Annotated in this window: 16 protein-coding genes; 6 read left to right on the plus strand and 10 right to left on the minus strand. The window is 72.9% G+C overall.

Features of this window, described 5'->3' with window-relative positions:
* Positions 1–484 precede the first annotated feature (484 nt).
* The 6 genes from trxA to I598_RS12500 all read right to left on the minus strand — a co-directional run bounded on the left by trxA (position 485) and on the right by I598_RS12500 (position 8359).
* Positions 485–823, minus strand: coding sequence for a thioredoxin (trxA, locus tag I598_RS12475; RefSeq protein ID WP_068203234.1), 339 nt, complete (start codon positions 821–823; stop codon positions 485–487).
* Between the two features lie 36 nt (positions 824–859).
* Positions 860–1867 (minus strand): thioredoxin-disulfide reductase, encoded by a 1008-nt coding sequence (gene trxB, locus I598_RS12480; protein WP_068203235.1) that lies wholly within the window; start codon positions 1865–1867, stop codon positions 860–862.
* Positions 1868–1962: 95 nt separating this feature from the next.
* Positions 1963–3807, minus strand: a complete 1845-nt coding sequence (locus I598_RS12485) for a protein kinase family protein (protein WP_068203236.1) — start codon at positions 3805–3807, stop codon at positions 1963–1965.
* Positions 3808–3913: 106 nt separating this feature from the next.
* Positions 3914–5641 (minus strand): murein biosynthesis integral membrane protein MurJ, encoded by a 1728-nt coding sequence (gene murJ, locus I598_RS12490; RefSeq protein ID WP_083973249.1) that lies wholly within the window; start codon positions 5639–5641, stop codon positions 3914–3916.
* On the minus strand, positions 5638–7743 hold the full coding sequence (locus tag I598_RS12495) for a DUF6049 family protein (protein ID WP_068203237.1): 2106 nt from the start codon (positions 7741–7743) through the stop codon (positions 5638–5640). Before I598_RS12495 ends, murJ begins: the two co-directional genes overlap by 4 nt.
* 10 nt (positions 7744–7753) lie before the next feature.
* Complete coding sequence (locus I598_RS12500) at positions 7754–8359, minus strand: NUDIX hydrolase (protein WP_068203238.1); 606 nt, start codon at positions 8357–8359, stop codon at positions 7754–7756.
* Between the two features lie 215 nt (positions 8360–8574).
* Here I598_RS12500 and I598_RS12505 point away from each other — a divergent pair, with 215 nt between their 5' ends.
* Both I598_RS12505 and I598_RS12510 read left to right on the plus strand, forming a co-directional pair.
* Positions 8575–9981 (plus strand): CCA tRNA nucleotidyltransferase, encoded by a 1407-nt coding sequence (locus tag I598_RS12505; protein ID WP_232314341.1) that lies wholly within the window; start codon positions 8575–8577, stop codon positions 9979–9981.
* An 84-nt stretch (positions 9982–10065) separates the two neighbouring features.
* Entirely contained in the window at positions 10066–11244 is a 1179-nt protein-coding gene (locus I598_RS12510) for an MFS transporter (protein WP_198155690.1), read from the plus strand.
* A gap of 36 nt (positions 11245–11280) precedes the next feature.
* On the opposite strand, the gene I598_RS12515 is transcribed toward I598_RS12510, so the two are convergent.
* The 4 genes from I598_RS12515 to I598_RS12530 all read right to left on the minus strand — a co-directional run bounded on the left by I598_RS12515 (position 11281) and on the right by I598_RS12530 (position 16513).
* Entirely contained in the window at positions 11281–12762 is a 1482-nt protein-coding gene (locus I598_RS12515) for a DHA2 family efflux MFS transporter permease subunit (protein ID WP_068203240.1), read from the minus strand.
* Positions 12763–12922: 160 nt separating this feature from the next.
* A complete protein-coding gene (locus I598_RS12520; RefSeq protein ID WP_068203241.1) occupies positions 12923–14263 on the minus strand; it encodes an MFS transporter in 1341 nt (446 codons plus the stop codon).
* Positions 14264–14759: 496 nt separating this feature from the next.
* On the minus strand, positions 14760–15851 hold the full coding sequence (locus I598_RS12525; protein WP_068203242.1) for an inositol-3-phosphate synthase: 1092 nt from the start codon (positions 15849–15851) through the stop codon (positions 14760–14762).
* On the minus strand, positions 15848–16513 hold the full coding sequence (locus I598_RS12530) for a PadR family transcriptional regulator (RefSeq protein WP_068203243.1): 666 nt from the start codon (positions 16511–16513) through the stop codon (positions 15848–15850). Before I598_RS12530 ends, I598_RS12525 begins: the two co-directional genes overlap by 4 nt.
* A 317-nt stretch (positions 16514–16830) precedes the next feature.
* On the opposite strand from I598_RS12530, the gene I598_RS12535 reads away from it, so the two are divergent.
* The 4 genes from I598_RS12535 (at position 16831) to rpsR (ending at position 20779) form a co-directional block, all read left to right on the plus strand.
* Positions 16831–19368 carry a transglycosylase domain-containing protein gene (locus I598_RS12535; protein WP_157557228.1) on the plus strand — a complete coding sequence of 846 codons (2538 nt, stop codon included), beginning with the start codon at positions 16831–16833 and terminating at the stop codon, positions 19366–19368.
* Positions 19369–19517: 149 nt separating this feature from the next.
* Positions 19518–19808: a 30S ribosomal protein S6 gene (gene rpsF / locus I598_RS12540; RefSeq protein ID WP_068203245.1), complete on the plus strand. Its 291-nt coding sequence runs from the start codon at positions 19518–19520 to the stop codon at positions 19806–19808.
* 117 nt (positions 19809–19925) lie between these two features.
* Entirely contained in the window at positions 19926–20477 is a 552-nt protein-coding gene (locus tag I598_RS12545; protein WP_068203246.1) for a single-stranded DNA-binding protein, read from the plus strand.
* Between the two features lie 65 nt (positions 20478–20542).
* On the plus strand, positions 20543–20779 hold the full coding sequence (rpsR, locus tag I598_RS12550; protein ID WP_068203247.1) for a 30S ribosomal protein S18: 237 nt from the start codon (positions 20543–20545) through the stop codon (positions 20777–20779).
* Positions 20780–20796: the final 17 nt, after the last annotated feature.

Here is a 20796-nt window from a genome sequence, read left to right on the forward strand (position 1 = left end):
GGAGACGGGTTCGGGCTCGATGTCCTGGCGTTCCACGTGAAACATGCCGGGATGGCGAGATCGCGAGTCGGGCGGGCTCACGCGGTCAACAGGAGACCGTCATCTCTGTCCTTTGCCGGACCAGGTCAGGGCACAGATCGCGCCAGTGGGAGGCGTGTTGTCGCCGCCGGAAGCGACAGCATCGCGCGTCCCGCACGCCGGGGATGACGCCTCGGGTGCGGTCGATCTGCGACAAGTATCGAGCCCGGCGACCCGTGGCCGAAGCAGGCGGGCGAACGACCTCGTGCTGACTCGCGCAGGCCTGCGCTGACTGGTGCCGGCCTGCGCTGACTGGTGCCGGCCTGCGCTGACTCGCGCCTTGCCCAGCGCTGACTCGCGCCTTGCCAGCGGGGGACAGGGTGCAGGGTGGTGGGGGAGACGACGATGGCCGCCGCCCCTGTGGGGCGGCGGCCATCCTCGGTGGTTCAGCAGGTGGGCCCGGAGGTCAGGTCGCGGGGGAGGAGGCGAGGACCTGCTCGATCTCCTCGGTGAGGGCGCGCTTGGGGCGGGCGCCGATGATCGACTTCACGATCTCCCCGCCGGAGTAGACGTTGAGCGTGGGGATCGAGGTGATGCCGTAGGCCATCGTGGTGGCCTGGTTGGCGTCGGTGTCGAGCTTGACGATCTTGACCTTGCCCGCGTACTCCTCGGAGAGCTCCTCGAGGATGGGCGCGACCATGCGGCACGGGCCGCACCAGGTGGCCCAGAAGTCCACCAGGACGGGGACGTCGGACTCGAGGACCTCGGACTTGAAGGTCTCGTCGGTGACGGCGACGGTGGCCATGTGTGCGCTCCTTCGGTGGTGGGTAGGGAAGTCTGCTCAGCCGGCGACCGCGTCGAGGGCGGCCGGGAGCTCCTCGGGGTCGGGCTGGTCCTGGCCGGCGAGGTCGGCGAGGTAGGCCTGGGCGTCGAGGGCGGCGGCGCAGCCGGACCCGGCGGCGGTGATGGCCTGGCGGTAGGTGTGGTCGACGAGGTCGCCGCAGGCGAACACGCCGGGCTGGTTGGTGCGGGTGGTGCGTCCTTCGACCAGGACGTAGCCGTCGTCGTCGAGGTCGATCTGCCCGGCGAGGAGCTCGCTGCGGGGGTCGTGGCCGATGGCGACGAACAGGCCGGTGGCGTCCAGGTCGGTCTCGACGCCGGTGACGGTGTCGTGCAGGCGCACGCCGGTGACCTTGTCCTGGCCGTGGATGGCCACCACGGCGCTGTTCCACGCGAAGTCGATCTTGGGGTCGGCGGTGGCGCGGTCGGCCATGATCTTGGAGGCGCGCAGCGCGTCGCGGCGGTGCACCACGGTGACCTTCGAGGCGAACCGGGTCAGGAAGGTCGCTTCCTCCATGGCGGAGTCGCCGCCGCCGACGACCACGACGTGCTGGTCGCGGAAGAAGAATCCGTCGCAGGTCGCGCACCAGGACACCCCGCGCCCGGACAGGCGCTTCTCGTCGTCCAGGCCGAGCTCGCGGTAGGCGGACCCGGTGGCCAGGACGACGGCGCGGGCACGGAACGTCTCCCCGCCGCCGGTGGTGACCGTCTTGACCTGGCCGGTCAGCTCCAGGGTCTCGGCGTCGTCCCACAGGACCTTCGCGCCGAACTTCTCGGCCTGCTCGCGCAGCTGTTCCATGAGGTCGGGGCCCTGCACCCCGGTGGGGAACCCGGGGAAGTTCTCCACCTCGGTGGTGTTCATCAGGGCGCCACCGGCGGTCACCGAACCCGCGACCACGACCGGGGCGAGCCCGGCACGGGCCGCGTAGATCGCCGCGGTGTACCCGGCAGGGCCGGAACCCACGATGACGATGTCGTGCGTCGGGGACGAGGTCGACTGGTCGGTCACGTTCGCTCCAGGTGGTCGGTCAGGATCCGGCGCCGGGAGGTGGGTCCCGGGTCGCCAGGGTTGTCAACACACCGGCGGCGCCGTGTGTTCCAGGGTCAGGACAGGGTGATCTCGTTGAGCTCGAGCCGGTAGTCGCCGTCGGTGGTGGGGAGCTCGGTGATCCACAGGACCATGTCGCCGACGATGACGGGCTCGTCCAGCTCGATCGCGGTCTCGGCGTCGAAGGAGCCCTCGGCGAGGAGGTCGCCGCCGGTCGGGTCGTCACCGGTGGTCGCGCGCAGCTCCCAGCGGCCGCCCTGGCTGTTGGTGAGGAGGTCGACGCGGGACACGGGGGCGTTCTCCCGGAGCTGGACCTCGTAGCCGAGTCCCTCCTTGAGCCCGCCGAAGACCGGGTTGTTGCGGTACGTGTACGTGTACCAGAACGTCGACGGGTCGGAGTCGTACGCGAGCTCGGCGGCCTCGGGCTTGTCGGCCTCCGCGTCACCGAGCGCGACGACGGTGCCGGCGTCGATGATCGGCCGCACCTCGGGCGTCTCCTCCTCGGTGGGCTCCGGCTCCTCGCTGGAGGTGGCGCCGTCGGTGGGGGCCGCGCTGGTGCTGGTCTCGGCGACGGGCGGCGGGGCGTCGAACGGCCTGATCGCCTGGCTGACCGCCCAGATCGCGGCGAGCACGACGAGCACCAGGATGATGCCGAGGACGATGGGCGTCGGGTTGACGCCGCGGCGCTTCGGTGCGGCGGTGGACGAGAACGACCCGGTCGTGGGGCTGCCGGACCCGGGGGGCGCGGTGTACCCGCCGGGCGGCGGCGGGACGGGCGCGTGCTGCTGGGTGGCGCCCGGCTGCCCGGCGTAGGCCTGCTGGGGCGCGGGCTGCTGCGGGTACGCGGTGGGTGCGGGCGGGGCGACCGGCGGGGTGCCGTAGCCGGCGGCCGGCGAGTACGCGGCGGTGGGTGCGGCCTGACCGTAGGCGGACCCGGCCACGGCACCGACGGCTCCCGCACGTGCGATGCGCCCGGTGGTCGAGGGGCGTCGCACGGGGGGTGCGGGCGGCGGCGTCCCGGGACGGCTCTCGGCGGAGCTGCCCGTGCCGAGGACGGACGCGCGCACGGGCCGGTCCGGCGCGGGCTGCACGAACTGGGGCAGAGCGGCCATGACGGACACCTGACCCCACGGCTCGAGGGCCGCGACGACGTCGCCGGGTCCGGCGGGGACGTCGTCCCCGGTGCCGAAGGCGCGGCGGGCCAGCGCGTCGAGCTCGGGGTCGACGTGGGGGACCAGCGCGGACAGCGGGACCGCGCCGTCGGCGTCGCCCTGGGCAGGCAGGGGGCGGACGGCGTCGGGCGCGATCCAGGGGTTGTCGAGCGGTTCGCCCGGCCAGCGGGCCGTGAGGGCGTAGTAGCCGAGCGCGACGAGGCCGCGCGCGTCGGTGGCCCCGGCGTCGACGTCGGAGGCCTCGACGCCGGCGAGCCCGGCGTCGATCCCGAGCCCGGTGACGACGACCCGGTGCCCGTCGACGCGGACGGCCTCGGGACGCAGGGCGAGGTGGTGGACGCCGCGCTGGCGGGCCGCCTCGAGGGCGGTGGCGGCCTCGCCGACGAGGGCGCGGGCCTGCTGGGCGTCGACGAGCCCGCGGGAGACGATCTGGGTGAGCGACTCGCCGGCGTAGGGCTCGGTGATGACGTAGGAGGTCTCGCCGGACCCGAGGTCGGTGCTGCCGACGTCGAGCACGCGGCACAGGCGGGGGTCGGCGACGAGGGCGGCGCGGCGGGCGGCGTCCATGGCGGCCGAGGCGTTCGGGCCGGTGACGAAGGTGACGCGGACGGCGCGGTCCAGGATCTGGTCCTGCGCCTCCCAGGCCTCCGCCTCCGCGAGGTCGGTCGCGGCGGGGCGGGTCAGCCGGTAACGGTCGACCATGACGGTCCCGGGCTGGACGTTGCTCACCTGGACGCCTCCGTGGTGGTGTGGTGGGGGTGCGGACCTGGGCCGGACCAGCAGGTGTGCCGCTCCGTCGGTCCATGGTAGGGGGAAGTGCTCACGGCGCGGCCCGTCACGCGGCGTTCCGACGAACCCTGCGCAGGATCGGCGCAAGCGCGTCGTCGAGCTCGCGTGCGCGCAGCAGCTTGAGCAGGGCGACGTAGACGGCGGTCATGAGGAGCCCGGCGGTGGCGGTGACGAGCAGCGCCCACGGCCAGGACGATCCGGCGGAGCCGCCGAGCAGGTCGACGACGAGCCAGCCGAGCCCTGCGGCGACGAGGGCGGACAGCGCGGCCTTGCCGTAGAGGCCGAGGACGCGTGCGGCGTCCATGCCCTGGAGCTTGCGGCTCATGCCGCGCACGCGCAGCAGGAGGGAGATCCAGGTGGCCAGGGCGAACGCGCCGCCGGCGGCGACGGCCCAGTACTCGACGGGCAGCAGCTCGACGGCGATCCACAGGGCGACGACCATCGAGACGGTGGCGAAGATCTGGATGACGAAGACGCTGCGGCCGTCCTCGAACGCGAAGTACATGCGGCGCACCAGGACGGTGGCGCCGAGGGCGATGCAGCCCACGGCCATCGCCTGCAGGATCGGCGCGATGGCGTCCACGGCGACGTCGGACGCGGTGGGGACGAGCGTCTTGACCAGCGGGTGCGCCAACGTGACGAGGGCGGCCGCGGAGAACACGGAGAAGATGCCGGCGGAGCGCAGGCCGAGCGACATGTCGCGGCGCACGGCGGGCAGGTCCCCGGCGGTCACGGCGGCGCTCATCCGGGGGAACAGGACGGTGACGATGGAGACCACCACGAGGGAGTGGGGGAGCAGGTAGATCGTCATCGCGTTGGTGTAGGCGGCGTTGCCGGCGACGGCGTCGCCCGCCGCGGTGACGGTCTGGCCGGCGGCACCCAGCACGTTCGTCAGGTACAGGACGCCGAGCTGTTCCAGCACGACGGCGCCGATGGTCCACCCGACGACCTTCCCGGCGGAGCGCAGACCGATCCCGCGCAGGCCGAGGCGGAAGCCCCAGCGGAACCCGGCGCGGCGCAGCGGGACGACGAGCAGCAGCGCCTGGGCGGCGATGCCGAGCGTGGCGGTCCCGGCGAGCAGCACCGTCTGCGTCGTCGTCCACCCGGCGATCTCGTCGATGCCCGCGTCGGGGGCGCTGCCGAACAGGACGAGGAACGCCCCGAAGCCGACGAAGGAGACGACGTTGTTCGCGACCGGCGCCCACCCGTAGGCGGCGAACCGGCCGTGCGCGCCGAGCACCTGCCCGAGCAGCGTGTACAGCCCGTAGAAGAAGACCTGCGGCAGGCACCAGTAGGCGAAGACGGTGGCGAGCTCGCGTGCCTCGGGCGTCCACTCACCGCTGAGGGTGAACAGGTGCACGACGACCGGCGCCGCCGCGACCAGCACGATCGTGCCGGACAGCAGGCCCAGCCCGGACAGGGTGAGCAGCTTGTCGAGTCGCTCACGGGCGTTGTGCGCCTGCATGGACTTGAGGATCTGCGGCACGAGGACGGACTGGAGCACGCCCGCCGAGATGAGGGCGAACAGCATGTTGGGCAGCTTGTTCGCGATGTCGAACGCGTTCGCGGCGGTCCCGGTGGCGCCCACGCACGCGACGAGCAGCATGGTGCGCACGAGGCCGGACGCGCGGGACGCGGTGGTGCCCAGGGACATCGCCAGGGAGCTGCGGCCCAGGCTGCTGCGCCGCACCCCGGGGGTGCTCGCGGCGGCGGGCGCCCCGGGGTCGTCGGGCGACGGCCCGGCGGCGTTCGGCACGGGCGGCTCGGCGGTCATGGTGCGCGGTCCTCCGGGAGGTCGTCGTCGGTGGGGAGGGTGTGCTGCGGGCCGGTGGGGACGGCGGCCTCGGTGACCTGCTCCCCGGTGGTGCGCCGGTCGGACCGGCCGCGACGGACGGTCCGCCAGATGCCGGCGACGAACAGCAGCCCGACGCCGCCCGCGAGGACCGCGGTCCCCACCGTCTCCCACCCGGCGCGGACCTTGACGGTGAGCTCGGTGGGGTCGGTGACGGCGACGCCGCTCGGGGCGAGGACCTCGACGTCGAGCGTGACGTCGCCGGACCCGATGGCGCGGACGCGGATCTCGGCGTCGCGGGACGTCCCGGCGGGCACGACGATCGTCGGGTTGGTCTCGACGACCAGCCGGGGGTCGTCGGGGGTGAGGCGGACCGACACGGTGGCGTCGACGGGCAGCTCGTTCCGGATGCGCACGGGCAGGTTGCCGGCGTCGCTGATGAGGGTGACGTCGGCGCGGTCGGCGACGTCGATCCCGTCCTGGAGCTGGTCGGCCTGGGCGGTCGCGAGCCCGACGGCGGTGGCCCGCGCGTCGGGGTCGGTCCGGTAGGCGATCGACATCGGGGCGGTGAGGTCCCGGTCCGCGGTGCCGGTGAGCGCGGCCGGGTCGGCGGCGACGGTGGCGAACGACGCGAGGCCGGTGCGGGTGGTGACGAGGTCCGCCACCGACGCGGGGTCGAGCTCCGCCTCGCTCACGGTGGAGCGCTCGACCCGGTACTCGGTGCCGGGGACCGCGTCGAGCACCTGCGTGAAGGGGGAGACGTCCACCCAGTCCTGCGCGGCGAGCGTGGTGAGCACGGTGTCGAACGTCGGCACGTCCGGCGCCCACCCGCGGGGCATGGCGGCGACGACGTCGCGGTCGCCCGCCGGCGACCGCTGCTCTCCGGCGAGCACGGCGGTGTCCGCCAGGAGGTGCTGGACAAGCTCTGTGGTGGAGGCGCCCGTGCCGGTCCCGGCGACCAGCGCTCCGAGGGTCTCGTCGGCGACGACGACGGGGACGTCGCGACCACCGGCGGGCGCGGTGCCGACGGCGGACGCCGCCCCCTCGGCGGTGGGGCGGGCCCCGGACTCGACGACGACGTGCTGCGCACCGGCCGCGGCGGCGGTCGCCAGGGTGGGCCGGTCGGGCGCGCCGACCGGCCAGGCGACCGAGGTGGTCCAGCGGCCTGGCGCCGCCCAGTCGTCGGCGACGAGGTCCAGGGAGGTCGTCGCGGCGACGTCCGTGGCGGTGACGTCGGCGTGGGCGAGGGCTGCGAGGTCGGTGTCGTACGGCGGCAGCACGGCGACGTCGGCGCCGCCGGCACGCTGGAGGCGACCGGCCCACCCGTTGGCGGTGTCGTCGGTGCTGGTGGCGGCCGCGGCGACGACGGCGGGGTCGACGGCCAGCGACAGCGCGGCGCTGCCGGTGGTGGCGGCGTCGAGGAGGCGGGCGTAGGTGCCGCCGGCACCGGTGGCGTCGGCGACCGCGTCGACGTACTCGGCGGGCGCGGCCGGGTCGAGCGCGGGCCCCGTGAGGGGTGCCACGACGGCGAGCCCGATCGCGTCGGGTGCCGTGCGTCCGGCGCGCGGCGTGCCGCCGTCAGGGTCGTACAGCAGGAACGAGTGCAGGACGGCGACCGTGCCGCTGCCGTCGGTGACGCGGACGGACATCTCGCGGGGGCCCCACTCGGCGTCGGCGCCGAGCTGGAGGGTGGCGACGTCGAGCTCGAACGTGACCTCGGTGGACTCACCCGGGTCGAGGTCGTCGAGGGGGAGGTCGAGCTGGCCGGTCGCGACGCCCCGGCCGCCGTCCGCCCACGCGGCGACGTCGGCCCGGGTCGACACGACCCGCCAGCCGACGCCGAGCTCGGCGCGCAGGCCCGTCACCGGGTCGGTGCCGGGGTTGGTGACCCGGGCGGTCACGCGCTGCGTTGCGTCGGGGCCGACGACGGTGGGCGCGACGGCGACGAGCTCGACCGTGACGTCGTCGGCGTCCGCGGACGCGGGCCCGACCGGCACCCCGACGAGCAGGGCCAGCAGCAGCAGGAGCGCGGGCACGACGGCCAGGACGCGGGGCAGGTGCCCGGCGGGGAGGGAAGGGTTCACGCGCGCACGCTCACTCGACGAGCTCCGGCGCGCGGTCCAGCACCTGGAGCGCCGTCGCGGCGAGCCGCTGCTCGTTGGGGTAGGCCAGGAGGTCGGGCAGGTCGGCGAGCGGCACCCACCGCGCGTCCTCCGCCTCGCCGTCGGGGTCGCCGTCGGCGGTGATGAGGCCCCCTTCGGCGCGCAGCAGGAAGTGGTGGACGACCTTGTGGACGCGGCGGTCGTCGCCGCTGAACCAGTAGTCGATGACGCCCAGGGTGCTGCGCACGGACCCGATGATGCCGGTCTCCTCACGGATCTCGCGGACGGCCGCCTCCGCCGGGGTCTCCCGGCCCTCCAGGTGTCCCTTGGGCAGGCACATCTCGAGGCGCCCCGCCCGGTTGCGCCGCAGGATGACCGCGGCGCGGGGGCCGGCGGCGTGCCGGGCGACGACGAGACCCCCGGCGGACGTCTCGTCGACGACGGGCAGCTGCCCGGCGGGGGTGCCCGTCGCAGGCCCGACGGTGCCGGTGGCCAGGCGCGCCGGGTCGACCCGCAGGGGGTGCCCGCCGGGCGGGACGGGAACCGGCACGGAAGGACGCCCCTCGGGGCCCCCTGGTGCCGGTACCGCGGATGACATGGGGCCACCCTACCGAGTTCACCCGTGGCGGCGGACGAGCGGCCGACGTCGTCGCGCCGCTGGTCGCGGACGCCTGGCGCCCCGGGCGTCCGGGCGGGCCGGTCGCGCCGGTGCGCGACCACGGCGCGGATCTGGGAGGATCGGACGTCGTGTCGACTCCTGAACCTCTGCCCCCCGCGGCCCTGCTGCGACGCGCGCTGGGCGTGCTCACCGAGATGGCGCCCGCCGCGATCGAGCTGGGCGAGGTGTTCACCGCCGCCGGGCACGAGCTGGCGCTCGTCGGCGGGCCGGTCCGCGACGCCTTCCTGGGCCGCGCGAGCGCCGACCTGGACTTCGCGACGTCCGCCTCGCCGGACGAGACGCAGCGCCTCCTGGCCCGGTGGGGCGACGCGCACTGGGACATCGGCAAGGAGTTCGGCACCATCGGCGCCCGCCGCTTCGGCCGCGACGGCGCGGACGACGTCGTCGTCGAGGTGACGACGTACCGCACCGACGAGTACGACCCGTCCTCCCGCAAGCCCCTGGTGGCGTTCGGGGACACCCTGGACGGCGACCTGTCCCGCCGCGACTTCACCGTGAACGCGATGGCGGTCCGGCTGCCCGACCTGACGTTCGTCGACCCGTTCGACGGCCTGACCGACCTCGCGGCCGGCGTGCTGCGGACCCCGATCGCGCCGGAGCGGTCCTTCGACGACGACCCGCTGCGCATGCTGCGTGCCGCCCGGTTCGCGGCGCAGCTCGGGTTCGCGGTCGAGCCGGGCACCCGCGCGGCGATCGAGCAGATGGCGTCCCGCCTGGACATCGTGTCGGCGGAGCGCGGGCAGGCCGAGCTGACGAAGCTGCTGTGCGCGGCGTCGCCCCGCGAGGGCCTGCGGGTGCTGGTCGACACCGGCATGGCCGACGAGGTGCTGCCGGAGCTGCCCGCGCTGCGGCTCGAGATCGACGAGCACCACCGCCACAAGGACGTCTACGAGCACTCCCTCATCGTGCTCGACCAGGCCATCGCGCAGGAGACCGGGCCCGGCGGCGCCGTCCCCGCCCCCGACCTGGTGCTGCGCCTCGCCGCGCTGCTGCACGACATCGGCAAGCCCGCGACGCGCCGGTTCGAGGCCGGCGGCGGCGTCAGCTTCCACCACCACGAGGTCGTCGGGGCCAAGCTCGTCGCGAAGCGGCTGCGTGCACTGAAGTTCGAGAAGCAGGTCGTCAAGGACGTCGCGCGGCTCGTGGAGCTGCACCTGCGGTTCCACGGCTACGGCGACGGCGCCTGGACCGACTCGGCGGTGCGCCGCTACGTCACCGACGCCGGACCCCTGCTGGAGCGCCTGCACCGCCTCACCCGCGCCGACTGCACGACGCGGAACAAGCGCAAGGCGAAGCGCCTGGCGGACGCCTACACCGACCTCGAGCAGCGCATCGCGCAGCTGCGCGAGCAGGAGGAGCTCGACGCGATCCGCCCCGACCTCGACGGCACCCAGATCATGGCGATCCTCGGCATCGCCCCCGGTCGGGAGGTCGGGCAGGCGTACCAGCACCTGCTCGCGCTACGCATGGAGCACGGGCCGCTGGGCGAGGAGCGCGCCACCGCCGAGCTCCGCGCCTGGTGGGGGGCTCGTCAGGCCTGACCTGCGGCCCTAGGGTGAGCCCGGGACCCCGCGGCGGAGCGGGGGCACGGGCGAGCGGAGGCTCACGTGGGGACCGATCGCAGGGTGCGCACGGCGACGAGCGCGTTCTTCTTCGTGCAGGGTCTCTGCTTCGCGGGGCTGCTGGCCCAGGTGCCGACGCTGCAGCGCGGGCTGGGGATCTCCGACGCCGAGCTCACCCTCGTGCTGCTCGTCGTCCCCGTCGTGGCGGGCGTCGGCAGCGTCCTCGCCGGACATCTCGCGCCGCGGACCGGCAGCGCCGTCCTGCTGCGCACCGCCGGGCCGCTCGTCGCGCTGGCGGTGCTCGCGACCGCCTTCGCGCCGTCCGCAGCCCTGCTGTACCCGGTCGTGGCGGTCGTCGGGCTGCTGCTCGGCGTCGTCGACGCGACGATGAACATGCAGGGCGTCGCCGTGCAGCGGCGCTACGGCCGGAGCCTCCTCAACTCCTTCCACGGCTGGTGGAGCGTCGGCGGCATCCTCGGGGCGCTCGCTGCCGTGCTCGCGCACTCCCTGGACTGGAGCCTGGTGGCGGGCCTCGCGCTGGTCGCCACCACGGGAGCGGTGCTCGACCTGGCCGCGGGGTCGTCGCTCGACGGCGCGGCCGACGGCCCGGCGCCGACGCCGGGGCAGGTGTCGGACGACGCACCCTCGGTGCTGGTGCCGTGGCGGCCGGTGCTGCTCGTGGGCGTCGCCGTGGCGATCGTCTACCTCGCCGACTCGGCGGTCTCGAGCTGGTCGACGAAGTACGTCGAGGACGTCCTGTCCGGCCCGGACGCCGTGGCACCGCTCGGGCTCGCCGCCTACCTGGGCTGCCAGCTCGTCGGGCGCCTCGTGGCCGACCACCTGGTCGACCGAGCGGGACCGGTGCCGACCGTCGTGGGCGGCGGCGGGGTGGGGGCCGCGGGTCTCGCCCTGGTGGCGGTCGCCCCGGCGCCCTGGGTCGCCGTGATCGGGTTCGGCGCCACCGGGCTCGGGCTCAGCGTCGTCGTGCCGCTGGCGTTCTCCGTGGCCGGTGCGCTCGACCGGACCGGGGTCGCGGTGGCGCGGGTCAACCTCTTCAACTACGTCGGGTTCGTGCTCGGCGCCGCCGTGGTCGGTGGGGTCGCCGAGCTGACGAGCCTGCGGTGGGCGTTCGCGGTGCCCGCCGTGCTCGCGCTCGGCGTCGTCGCGCTGGCGCCGGCGTTCCGGCCGGTGCCGGCCACCGCGCCGGGCCTCCCGGAGGTGCAGCGCACCCCGCCGGGCTGAGCCCGACGGGGTGCGTGACGTGCGGTGGCCGACGCCTCAGTGCGCGGGTGCGCCCGCCGGTGCGTCCGCCTTGCGCAGCCGGAGCGCCAGCACGACGGCGCCGACCATGACGGCCGCACCCACCAGGAAGGCGAGCTGCGCGCCACCGGCCGTGGCCTCCGCCGCGGAGGCGCCGCCGTCGGACAGCGTCACGGACCGGATGGTCAGCAGCGCGACGAACGTGGCGGTACCGGCCGCCCCCGCGAGCTGCTGCACGGTGCTGATGGTGGCCGAACCGTGGGAGTACAGCGACGGGACGAGCCCGCCGAGCGAGGACGTGAACGTCGGCGTGAAGATGCACGCCAGGCCGAGGCTCAGCACCAGGTGGCCGGCGAGCACCCACACCAGCGTCGACCCCGGGCCCAGGGTCGAGAACATCAGCATGGCCAGCCCGACGGCGATCACGCCCGGCAGGACCAGGGGGCGCGGCCCGACCCGGTCGTACAGACGCCCGACGACGGGACCGAGCAGACCCATGAGGAGGCCGCCCGGCAGCATGATCAGGCCGGCGGTCAACGGGGGGAGACCCATCGCCTCCTGCAGCACGAGCGGCAGGCCGATGATCATGCCGAACATGGCGATCATGCTCACCGCGAGGACCAGGAGGCCCGCGGTGAACCCGGGAGCGCGGAAGACGCGCAGGTCCAGCAGGGCGGCGTCCGTGCGCTGCAGCACGAGCTGGCGCCACACGAACAGTGCCAGCGCCACCACACCCACGGCGATCGGCACCAGCGGGTTGACCGGCATCTCGTGCTGCGCGGACTCGCCCAGCGCCGACAGGCCGTACACCAGGCCGCCGAACGCGAAGACGGAGACGACCAGGGACAGCACGTCGAGCCGGGTCCGGGCCCGGGTCGACACGTCGCGGACGAGGACCGCCCCGAGGACCAGGGCCGCCAGGGAGATGGGCAGGACCACCCAGAAGATGGCGCGCCATCCCAGCGACGAGGCGACCGCGCCGGACATCGTCGGGCCGAGCGCCGGCGCGACGGCGATCACCAGCGACACGTTGCCCATGACCCGCCCGCGGTGGTGCGGCGGGACGAGCGTCATCACCGTCGTCATGAGCAGCGGCATCATGATGGCGGTGCCGGTGGCCTGCACCACGCGCGCCGTCACGAGCAGGCCGAACGTGGGTGCCAGCGGGGCGAGCAGCGTCCCGGCGCTGAACAGCGACATCGCCAGGATGAACGCCCCCCGGGTGCCGAGCCGCTGCAGCAGCCAACCGGTGGTGGGGATGACGATCGCCATCGTCAGCAGGAACGCCGTCGTCAGCCACTGGCCCGCCGCCGCCGTGATGCCGAGGTCCTCCATGATGACCGGCAGGGCGATGCCCATGGTGGTCTCGTTGAGGATCACCACGAAACCCGAGACGAGCAGGAGCGAGATCACGCTCAGGTGCGCGCGCGAGAGCCTGCCGTCGTCGTGCGCGGGCGGGGCGACGGCGCCGGGCGGGGCCTCGGTGGTACGTGCAGTCATGGTCCCTCTCAAAGTTCGGCTGCCTGGAGCGGGCCACGCTGCGCACGCCAGAGTTCTCCCAGAAGAAGTGCTTGTCGAGCGTGCCGTATTCCCGCCACGGGGGTCGACCTCATTTCCGCGTCGCACTCATCGGTGCGGCGTGCGGCGTGCGGGCGGACGTTCAGGCGGTGGCGCGTTCCGGGCCGGCGACCGCCGGCACGTCCGCCGCGACACGGGCGCCGCGCAACCCCAGCCACGCCGCGACCAGCACGTACGCGACGGCCAGCACGACGAACAACCCGCGCGACCAGCCGTCGTCGGGCACCACCCAGGCCGCCAGCACCGCCGCTCCGACGAACGCCGCGTTGTACAGCACGTCGTAGAACGCGAACGCGCGGCCCCGGTAGTCGTCGTGGGTGTCGCGCTGCACGATCGTGTCGACGGCGATCTTGGCGCTCTGCGCGGGCAGGCCGAGCAACCCGGCCCCCACCAGCACCACCGTGCGCGACGGGACCGTCGCCAGCAGCAGCTGGGAGGCGGCCGCCAGCAGGAGCATCCACACGATCCAGCCCTGCGGACCCGTGCGCCGCGAGAACACCGGCGTGACCAGCACCGCCGCGGCACCGCCGATGCCCGTCATCGCGATGACCATCGCGAAGTTCGCGAGACCCGCCGACGTGTCGCCCGGTGCGGCCAGCAGGTTGCGGGAGATGAGGATGGCGGCGATGAACACGACGCCGTAGAGGAACCGGTGCGCCGCCATGACGAGCAGACCCTGCCCCGGGGTGCGACGCGCCACCAGATAGCGGGCGCCGTCGGCCAGACCGTGCGCCACCGCCGCGACCTCCGCCACCAGGGGTGCGCGCGACGGGTGGTCGGGACCCAGCTCGTCGCGGCCGAGGCGCAGGGTGAGCAGCGCCGCGAGCCCGAAGACCACCGACGCGCACACCAGAGCGGCCGCGTCGTGCAACCCGCCCGGAGGGATGCCGAGCCCCAGGACGAACCCGATGCCGCCACCCACGAACAGCGCCCCCGCCCCGAGGGTCGGGGTGAGGGCGTTGGCCGTGAGCAGCAGCGGGCCGTCGACCACCCGGGGCAGGCCGGCGCTCAGGGCGGCCAGCAGGAACCGGTTGACGCTCAGCGCCACCAGGCCCAGCACGATCACGGTCGCCTCGCCGCCGCCGTCCAACCCGACCGTCAGCATCACGGTCGCCATCGTCGCCGTCACGACCACGCGCACCGCGTTGCCGACCGCCAGCACCTGACGACGGCGCCAACGGTCCAGCAGCACTCCCGCGAACGGGCCCACCAGCGTGAACGGCGCCAGCATGATCGCGAACGCGCCGGCCACCCCCGCCGCCGTGCCCGCCCGCTCGGGCGAGAAGAACAGCAGCGACGCCAGGCCCACCTGGAACATGCCGTCGCCCGCCTGCGAGACCAGCCGGACCGCGAACAGCCGGCGGAACCTCGGCAGGCGGAGCAGGTCGCGCAGGTCGTGCGCCGTCTCTCGCAGTGCCCCCACGCGTCCAGCCTCCCATGTCGTCCGTCCGCGGGTCGGCGCGGTGGTGCCGAGTCAGCGCACACCGGCGCCAGTCAGCGCAAGCTCCCGCGAGTCAGCGCTCGTGGTCGTGAGTCAGCGCGGCGGGTGGTGCGTCCCGCGCGTCGTCGCGTTCACGGGCCCCAGGGGGCCCTCCACTCCGGGTCTGACGACGACGCGCGGGACGCACCACCCGCCGTCGGCACCTCGCCGCTCGCTGGGCGAACCCGGCGTCGGCGCGAGTCAGCGCAGGCTCTCGCGAGTCAGCGTGGGCTGCGCCGAGTCAGCGCAAGGGCGCGCGAGTCAGCGCGTCCTGCGCTGACTCGCGCCGATGAGCGCTGACTCGCGCCGTGCTCGCCAGCTCGCTCCAGGTCAGCGCACACCTGGATGGTCGCGATCGTCCTGCACTCGCCAGCTCGCTCCGGACTATCGCTCCACCTGGATGGTCGCGCTGACCTTGCACTCGCCAGCTCGCTCCAGGTCAGCGCTCCACGTCACCGCGGATGAAGGCCTCCAGGTGCGCGCGACCCTCGGTGTCCTCCATCTGGACGGGCGGCGACTTCATGAAGTACGTCGACGCCGACAGGATGGGGCCGCCGACGCCGCGGTCCTTGGCGATCTTCGCCGCACGGATGGCGTCGATGATGATGCCGGCGGAGTTGGGGGAGTCCCACACCTCGAGCTTGTACTCCAGGTTCAGGGGCACCTCGCCGAAAGCGCGGCCCTCGAGGCGGACGTACGCCCACTTGCGGTCGTCGAGCCACGCCACGTAGTCCGACGGACCGATGTGGACGTTGCGGTCCTCCTTCTTGCCGGCGAGGGTGCCGGTGAGGTTGGAGGTGACGGCCTGCGTCTTGGAGACCTTCTTCGACTCCAGGCGGTCGCGCTGCAGCATGTTCTTGAAGTCCATGTTGCCGCCGACGTTCAGCTGGTAGGTGCGGTCCAGCGCGACGCCGCGGTCCTCGAACAGCTTCGCGAGGACGCGGTGCGTGATGGTGGCACCCACCTGCGACTTGATGTCGTCGCCGACGATCGGCACACCGGCGTCCTCGAACTTCTTCGCCCACTCGGGGTCCGAGGCGATGAAGACGGGCAGGGCGTTGACGAAGCCGACGCCGGCGTCGATGGCGCACTGGGCGTAGAACTTGTCGGCGTCCTCGGAACCCACCGGGAGGTAGGAGACGAGCACGTCGACCTTCGCGTCCTTCAGCGCCTGCACGACGTCGACCGGGTCGCCCGAGGCCTCGTCGATGGTCGCGGCGTAGTACTGGCCGAGACCGTCCAGGGTGTGGCCCCGCTGGACGATGACGCCGGTGGGCGGCACGTCCGCGAACTTGATGGTGTTGTTCTCCGAGGCGTGGATCGCCTCGGCCAGGTCGAAGCCGACCTTCTTCGCGTCGACGTCGAACGCCGCCACGAACTCGAGGTCCCGCACGTGGTAGTCACCGAACTGCACGTGCATGAGGCCCGGGACGGTGCTGGCGGGGTCGGCGTCGCGGTAGAACTGCACTCCCTGTACCAGGGACGACGCGCAGTTCCCGACTCCGACGATGGCAACGCGGACGGAGGTCATCCTCGCTCCTTGTTTCTCTGGGCCGGGGCGTCGTGCGCCCCGGCGTTTCGGTCGCGGTCGCGGCCGCTCACGCGGTCGCGCTCTGTGGTGATGAGCCCGTCGAGCCAGCGCACCTCGCGCTCGACCTGCTCCAGCCCGTGCCGCTGCAGCTCGAGCGTGTACTCGTCGAGCCGCTCGCGGGTCCGGGCGGCGGACTCCCGGACTGCCTCCAGCCGCTCGGTCAGCCGGGTGCGCCGGCCCTCGAGGATGCGGAGGCGGGTCTCGGCGTCCGTCTGCGCGAAGAACGCGAACCGGACGTCGAAGCTCTCGTCCTCCCAGGCGGCAGGCCCGGCGGAGGCGAGAGTGGTCTGAAGGTGCTCCTTGCCCTCGGCGGTGAGCCGGTAGACGATCCGTCCGTGGCGGCCGGCGAGCGGCTTGTTCCCCGCGGCCGGGCGTCCCGACGCGGAGGCGGCCGCCCGCGCCGGTGCCGGCTCGGGGTCGACGGTCTCGATGAGGCCGCGGGCCACGAGCGACTTGAGGGCGGGGTAGAGCGTCCCGTAGGAGAACGCGCGGAACGACCCGAGGAGCAGGTTGAGCCGCTTGCGCAGCTCGTAGCCGTGCAGGGGCGAGGAGGACAGGAGGCCGAGGACGGCGGTCTCGAGCACGTTGGAACGGCTGCGCACGAGGCTCCCTCCCTCCGGTGTCCCTGACGATCGTCGACTCGTTGTATCGAGTCGATACATCGCGAGGATAGGCCTGTGCGTGGCACGGGGCAACGCGGCCCGCCGTGCGCGGCGCCGACGGTCGACCGTACGCCTGTTTGTGAAGGGGACGTGGAGCCGCGGCCAGAGGTCTGCGGACGGAGCGCGAGAAAGCCGGTCAGGCGTTGTTCGGCCTGGACACCCCGCCAGGACGATCCCCTAGGGTTCCTCTGGCTGCTCATGCCCTCACGAGGGTGGGCACCGAGCAACCGACCGATCGAAAGGTGGACGTGGCGAACATGCGCATGCGTCGCTTCTGGAACTATCCCCGCCGCGGCAAGGGTGTCGTCCAGCGGTGGCTGCCGTCGTGGCGCTTCGTCGTCGGCTGCCTGCTCGCCGGCATCGCCCTGGGCGGCGGCGTCTTCTTCGCCGCGTGGACGTCGACGGAGATCCCCGACGACCTCGACGAGGTGCAGAACCAGGCCACGACCGTCTACTACGGGAACGGCAAGGAGGTCGGCACGTTCTCGGAGATGCAGCGGGAGATCGTCGACCTCGAGACGCTCCCGGAGTACGTGGGCAACGCGGTGGTCGCGTCGGAGAACGAGTCCTTCTGGGAGGACCCGGGCATCGACGTCAAGGCGCTGGCCCGCGCCATGGTGAACAACGTGACGAACCCGGGAGCACGCCAGGGTGGTTCGACGCTCACGCAGCAGTACGTGGAGCGGTACTACCTGGGCAGCACCACCGACCTGGTCGGCAAGGCCCGCGAGGCGATCATCGCGCTCAAGATCACGCAGACCCAGGACAAGGAACTCATCCTGGAGCGCTACCTCAACACCATCTACTTCGGTCGCGGCGCCTACGGCATCCAGGCGGCCGCGCAGGCGTACTTCGACAAGGACGCCGCCGACCTCACCTACTCCGAGGCGGCGATGCTGTCCGGCATCATCCCGTCGCCGGTGCGGTACGACCCGTCCGTCGGCCCCGACCTGGCGACGGCGCGCTGGGAGCGCAGCCTGAACCGCATGGCGGAGCAGGGCTACATCACCGCGGACGAGGCGGCCACCGCCCAGGCCGAGGGTCTGCCCGACTTCGTCGAGAAGGAGGACGGGACCAACAGCCTGGGCGGCCAGCGCGGCTACGTCATGGCCGCGGTGAAGAAGGAGCTGCGGGCGAACGGCTTCACCGACGAGGAGATCGAGTCCGGCGGGCTGCGCATCTACACGACGATCAAGCCGAAGCTCCAGCGCGAGGCCGCGAAGATCGTCAAGAACATGCCCGACGACACGAACAAGAAGATCCGCGCCTCCATCGTCTCCATCGACCCCGAGACGGGCGCGGTCGTGGCCGCCTACGGCGGTGCGGACTACATCAAGCAGTCCCTCAACACGGCGACCGACGACCACGTCCAGGGCGGGTCGACGTTCAAGCCGTTCACCCTCATCGGTGCCCTCGAGGAGGGCCACGAGCTCTCCGAGACGTTCGACGGCAACTCGCCCGGGCAGTTCATCGAGGACGGCAAGCCGTGGCCGACGAACTTCGGCCTCACCGACTACGGCACGATCGACCTGGTCAAGGCGACCGCGAACTCCGTCAACACGGTGTACGCGACCCTCAACGACGAGATCGGACCCGAGAAGACCGCCGAGGTCGCGCACCGGCTCGGCATCCGCGAGGACACCGTCATCGACCCTGTGAAGTCGAACGTGCTGGGCACGGCGGACGTGTACCCGATCGACCTCGCGTCGGCGTACGCGACGATCGCGTCGGGCGGGTACTACACGAAGCCGCACTTCGTGGAGAAGGTGGAGCACCTCGACGGCTCGCTGCGCTACGAGCCGGAGATGACGGCGGAGCAGCGGTTCAAGGCCGACGTCATCACGCCCGCCACCTACGCGATGACGCAGGTCGTCGAGCAGGGCTCCGGGCGGGCCGCGCTGGAGCTCACCGGCCCGGACGGCGAGCGACGCCCTGTCGCCGGCAAGACGGGGACGTCCAACGACAACGTGACCGCGTGGTTCGCCGGGTTCACCCCGCAGCTCGCCACGGTGGTCAACGTGCGCCAGTACAAGAACCTGGACCTCGAGGCGGGCATCCTCGGCGGGTGGGAGCCGATCGAGACGTTCGGCGGCTACGACGAGATCACCGGCTCCACGTGGCCCTCCGAGGCCTGGACCGAGTTCATGCAGGTCGCGCTCGACGGCAAGGAGGTCGCGGAGTTCCCCGAGTACACGCCGCCGCGCCCGTCGTTCTCGCCGTCGCCGTCGCCCAGCGAGTCCACCCCGGAGTGGGTGGAGCTGCCGGGGAACCTCGTCGGCATGGACGTCGCGCGGGCGACGAGCCTGCTGAAGGACCTGGGGCTGAACGTCTCGACGCAGGCGCAGGACGACGACTCGCCCAAGGGCACGGTCGTCAACGTCAGTAACCAGGGTCGGGTGCCGGCGGGGTCGAGCATCACGCTGTGGGTCTCGACGGGCCAGTCGGCCGAGCCGGAGGGCGTGGCCGTGCCGGACGTCAACGGGCAGAACGTGTTCGCCGCGCAGAACCAGCTGCGGCGGGTCGGTCTCCAGGTGAGCACCGTCGAGGAGTACAGCGACCAGCCGGCGGGCACCGTCATCGGGATGGACCCGGGGGCCGGGAACACGGTCGACGACGGCAGCACGGTGACGATCACCGTGTCCCGCGGCCCCGAGGTGGTCGAGGAGGAGCCGACGACGGAGCCCGAGCCCGAACCGGAGCCCACGGCGTCCGAGGACCCCGGGGACGAGGGCGAGGACCCCGGCAACGGCGGCGGACCCGGCGGTGGTGAGGGCGGCGGTGGCGAGGGTGACTGACGCCACGTGACCACGAGTTCGCCCGGGATGCCCGCCGGCGGGTATCCTGGACGACTGGCCGTGTCCACCGGACGCGGCCGACGCACGCACTAACCCTCCTGCCACGGAACGACCGTGGCCGTTGAGACCAGAGGAGGTGGGTTGAACTCATGCGTCAGTACGAACTGATGGTGATCCTGGACCCGGAGGTCGAGGAGCGCACCGTTGCCCCGTCGCTGGACAAGCTGCTGACGGTCATCAAGACCGATGGCGGTTCCGTCGACAACGTGGACATCTGGGGTCGTCGCCGTATGGCCTACGACATCAACAAGCGCTCCGAGGGCATCTACGCCGTCGTCGACTTCACGTCGACCTCGGACACCGCGAAGGAGCTGGACCGCCAGCTCGGCCTGAACGAGGCCGTGCTGCGTACCAAGATCCTGCGCGCCGACGCTCGCTGAGACCAGCTGAGCCGAGACGCCGGCATCCCCGGGTGGGCACCTGTCGGTGCCCCGTGATGGGATGCCACCTGGAAATCGTGCACAGCCGAACCTCGCGGACGAACGAAGGAGATTGGCATGGCTGGTGAGACCGTCATCACGGTCGTCGGAAACCTGACCGCGGACCCGGAGCTTCGCTTCACCCCGTCGGGTGCAGCCGTCGCCAACTTCACGATCGCGTCCACCCCGCGCACGTTCGACCGTCAGTCGAACGAGTGGAAGGACGGAGAGGCGCTGTTCCTGCGCTGCTCCATCTGGCGCGAGGCTGCGGAGAACGTCGCCGAGTCGTTGACGAAGGGCATGCGCGTCATCGCGCAGGGCCGTCTGACGCAGCGCTCGTACGAGACCCGCGAGGGCGAGAAGCGCACCGTCGTCGAGCTGCAGGTGGACGAGATCGGTCCGTCGCTGAGGTACGCCTCGGCGAAGGTCACTCGTGCCCAGCGCAGCGGTGGCGGCGGTGGAGGTTTCGGCGGTGGCGGTGGCTACAGCGGCGGCGGCAACGCCGGCGGTGGTGGCAACCAGGGAGGCGGCTTCGGCTCGTCCGGCGGCGGTCAGCAGCAGAACGACCCGTGGGCGACGGCAGGTCCGTCGAACGCGGGTGGCGGGTTCTCGGACGAACCCCCGTTCTGATCGTCGTCCACACCCACGATCACCCGTCCCCGTGAGGGGACCGCACCTGTGAAGGAGCAACCACCATGGCAAAGCCTGTGGTGCGCAAGCCCAAGAAGAAGGCCAACCCGCTCAAGGCGGCCAAGATCGAGTCGGTGGACTACAAGGACACCGCTCTTCTGCGCAAGTTCATCTCCGACCGCGGCAAGATCCGTGCCCGTCGCGTGACCGGCGTCTCCGTCCAGGAGCAGCGCCAGATCGCCAAGGCCGTCAAGAACGCGCGCGAGATGGCCCTGCTGCCGTACTCGTCGTCGGCCCGCTGACCGGAAGGATCACAGAT

It is taken from the genome of Isoptericola dokdonensis DS-3 (assembly GCF_001636295.1).
GTDB classification, from domain to species: domain Bacteria; phylum Actinomycetota; class Actinomycetes; order Actinomycetales; family Cellulomonadaceae; genus Isoptericola; species Isoptericola dokdonensis.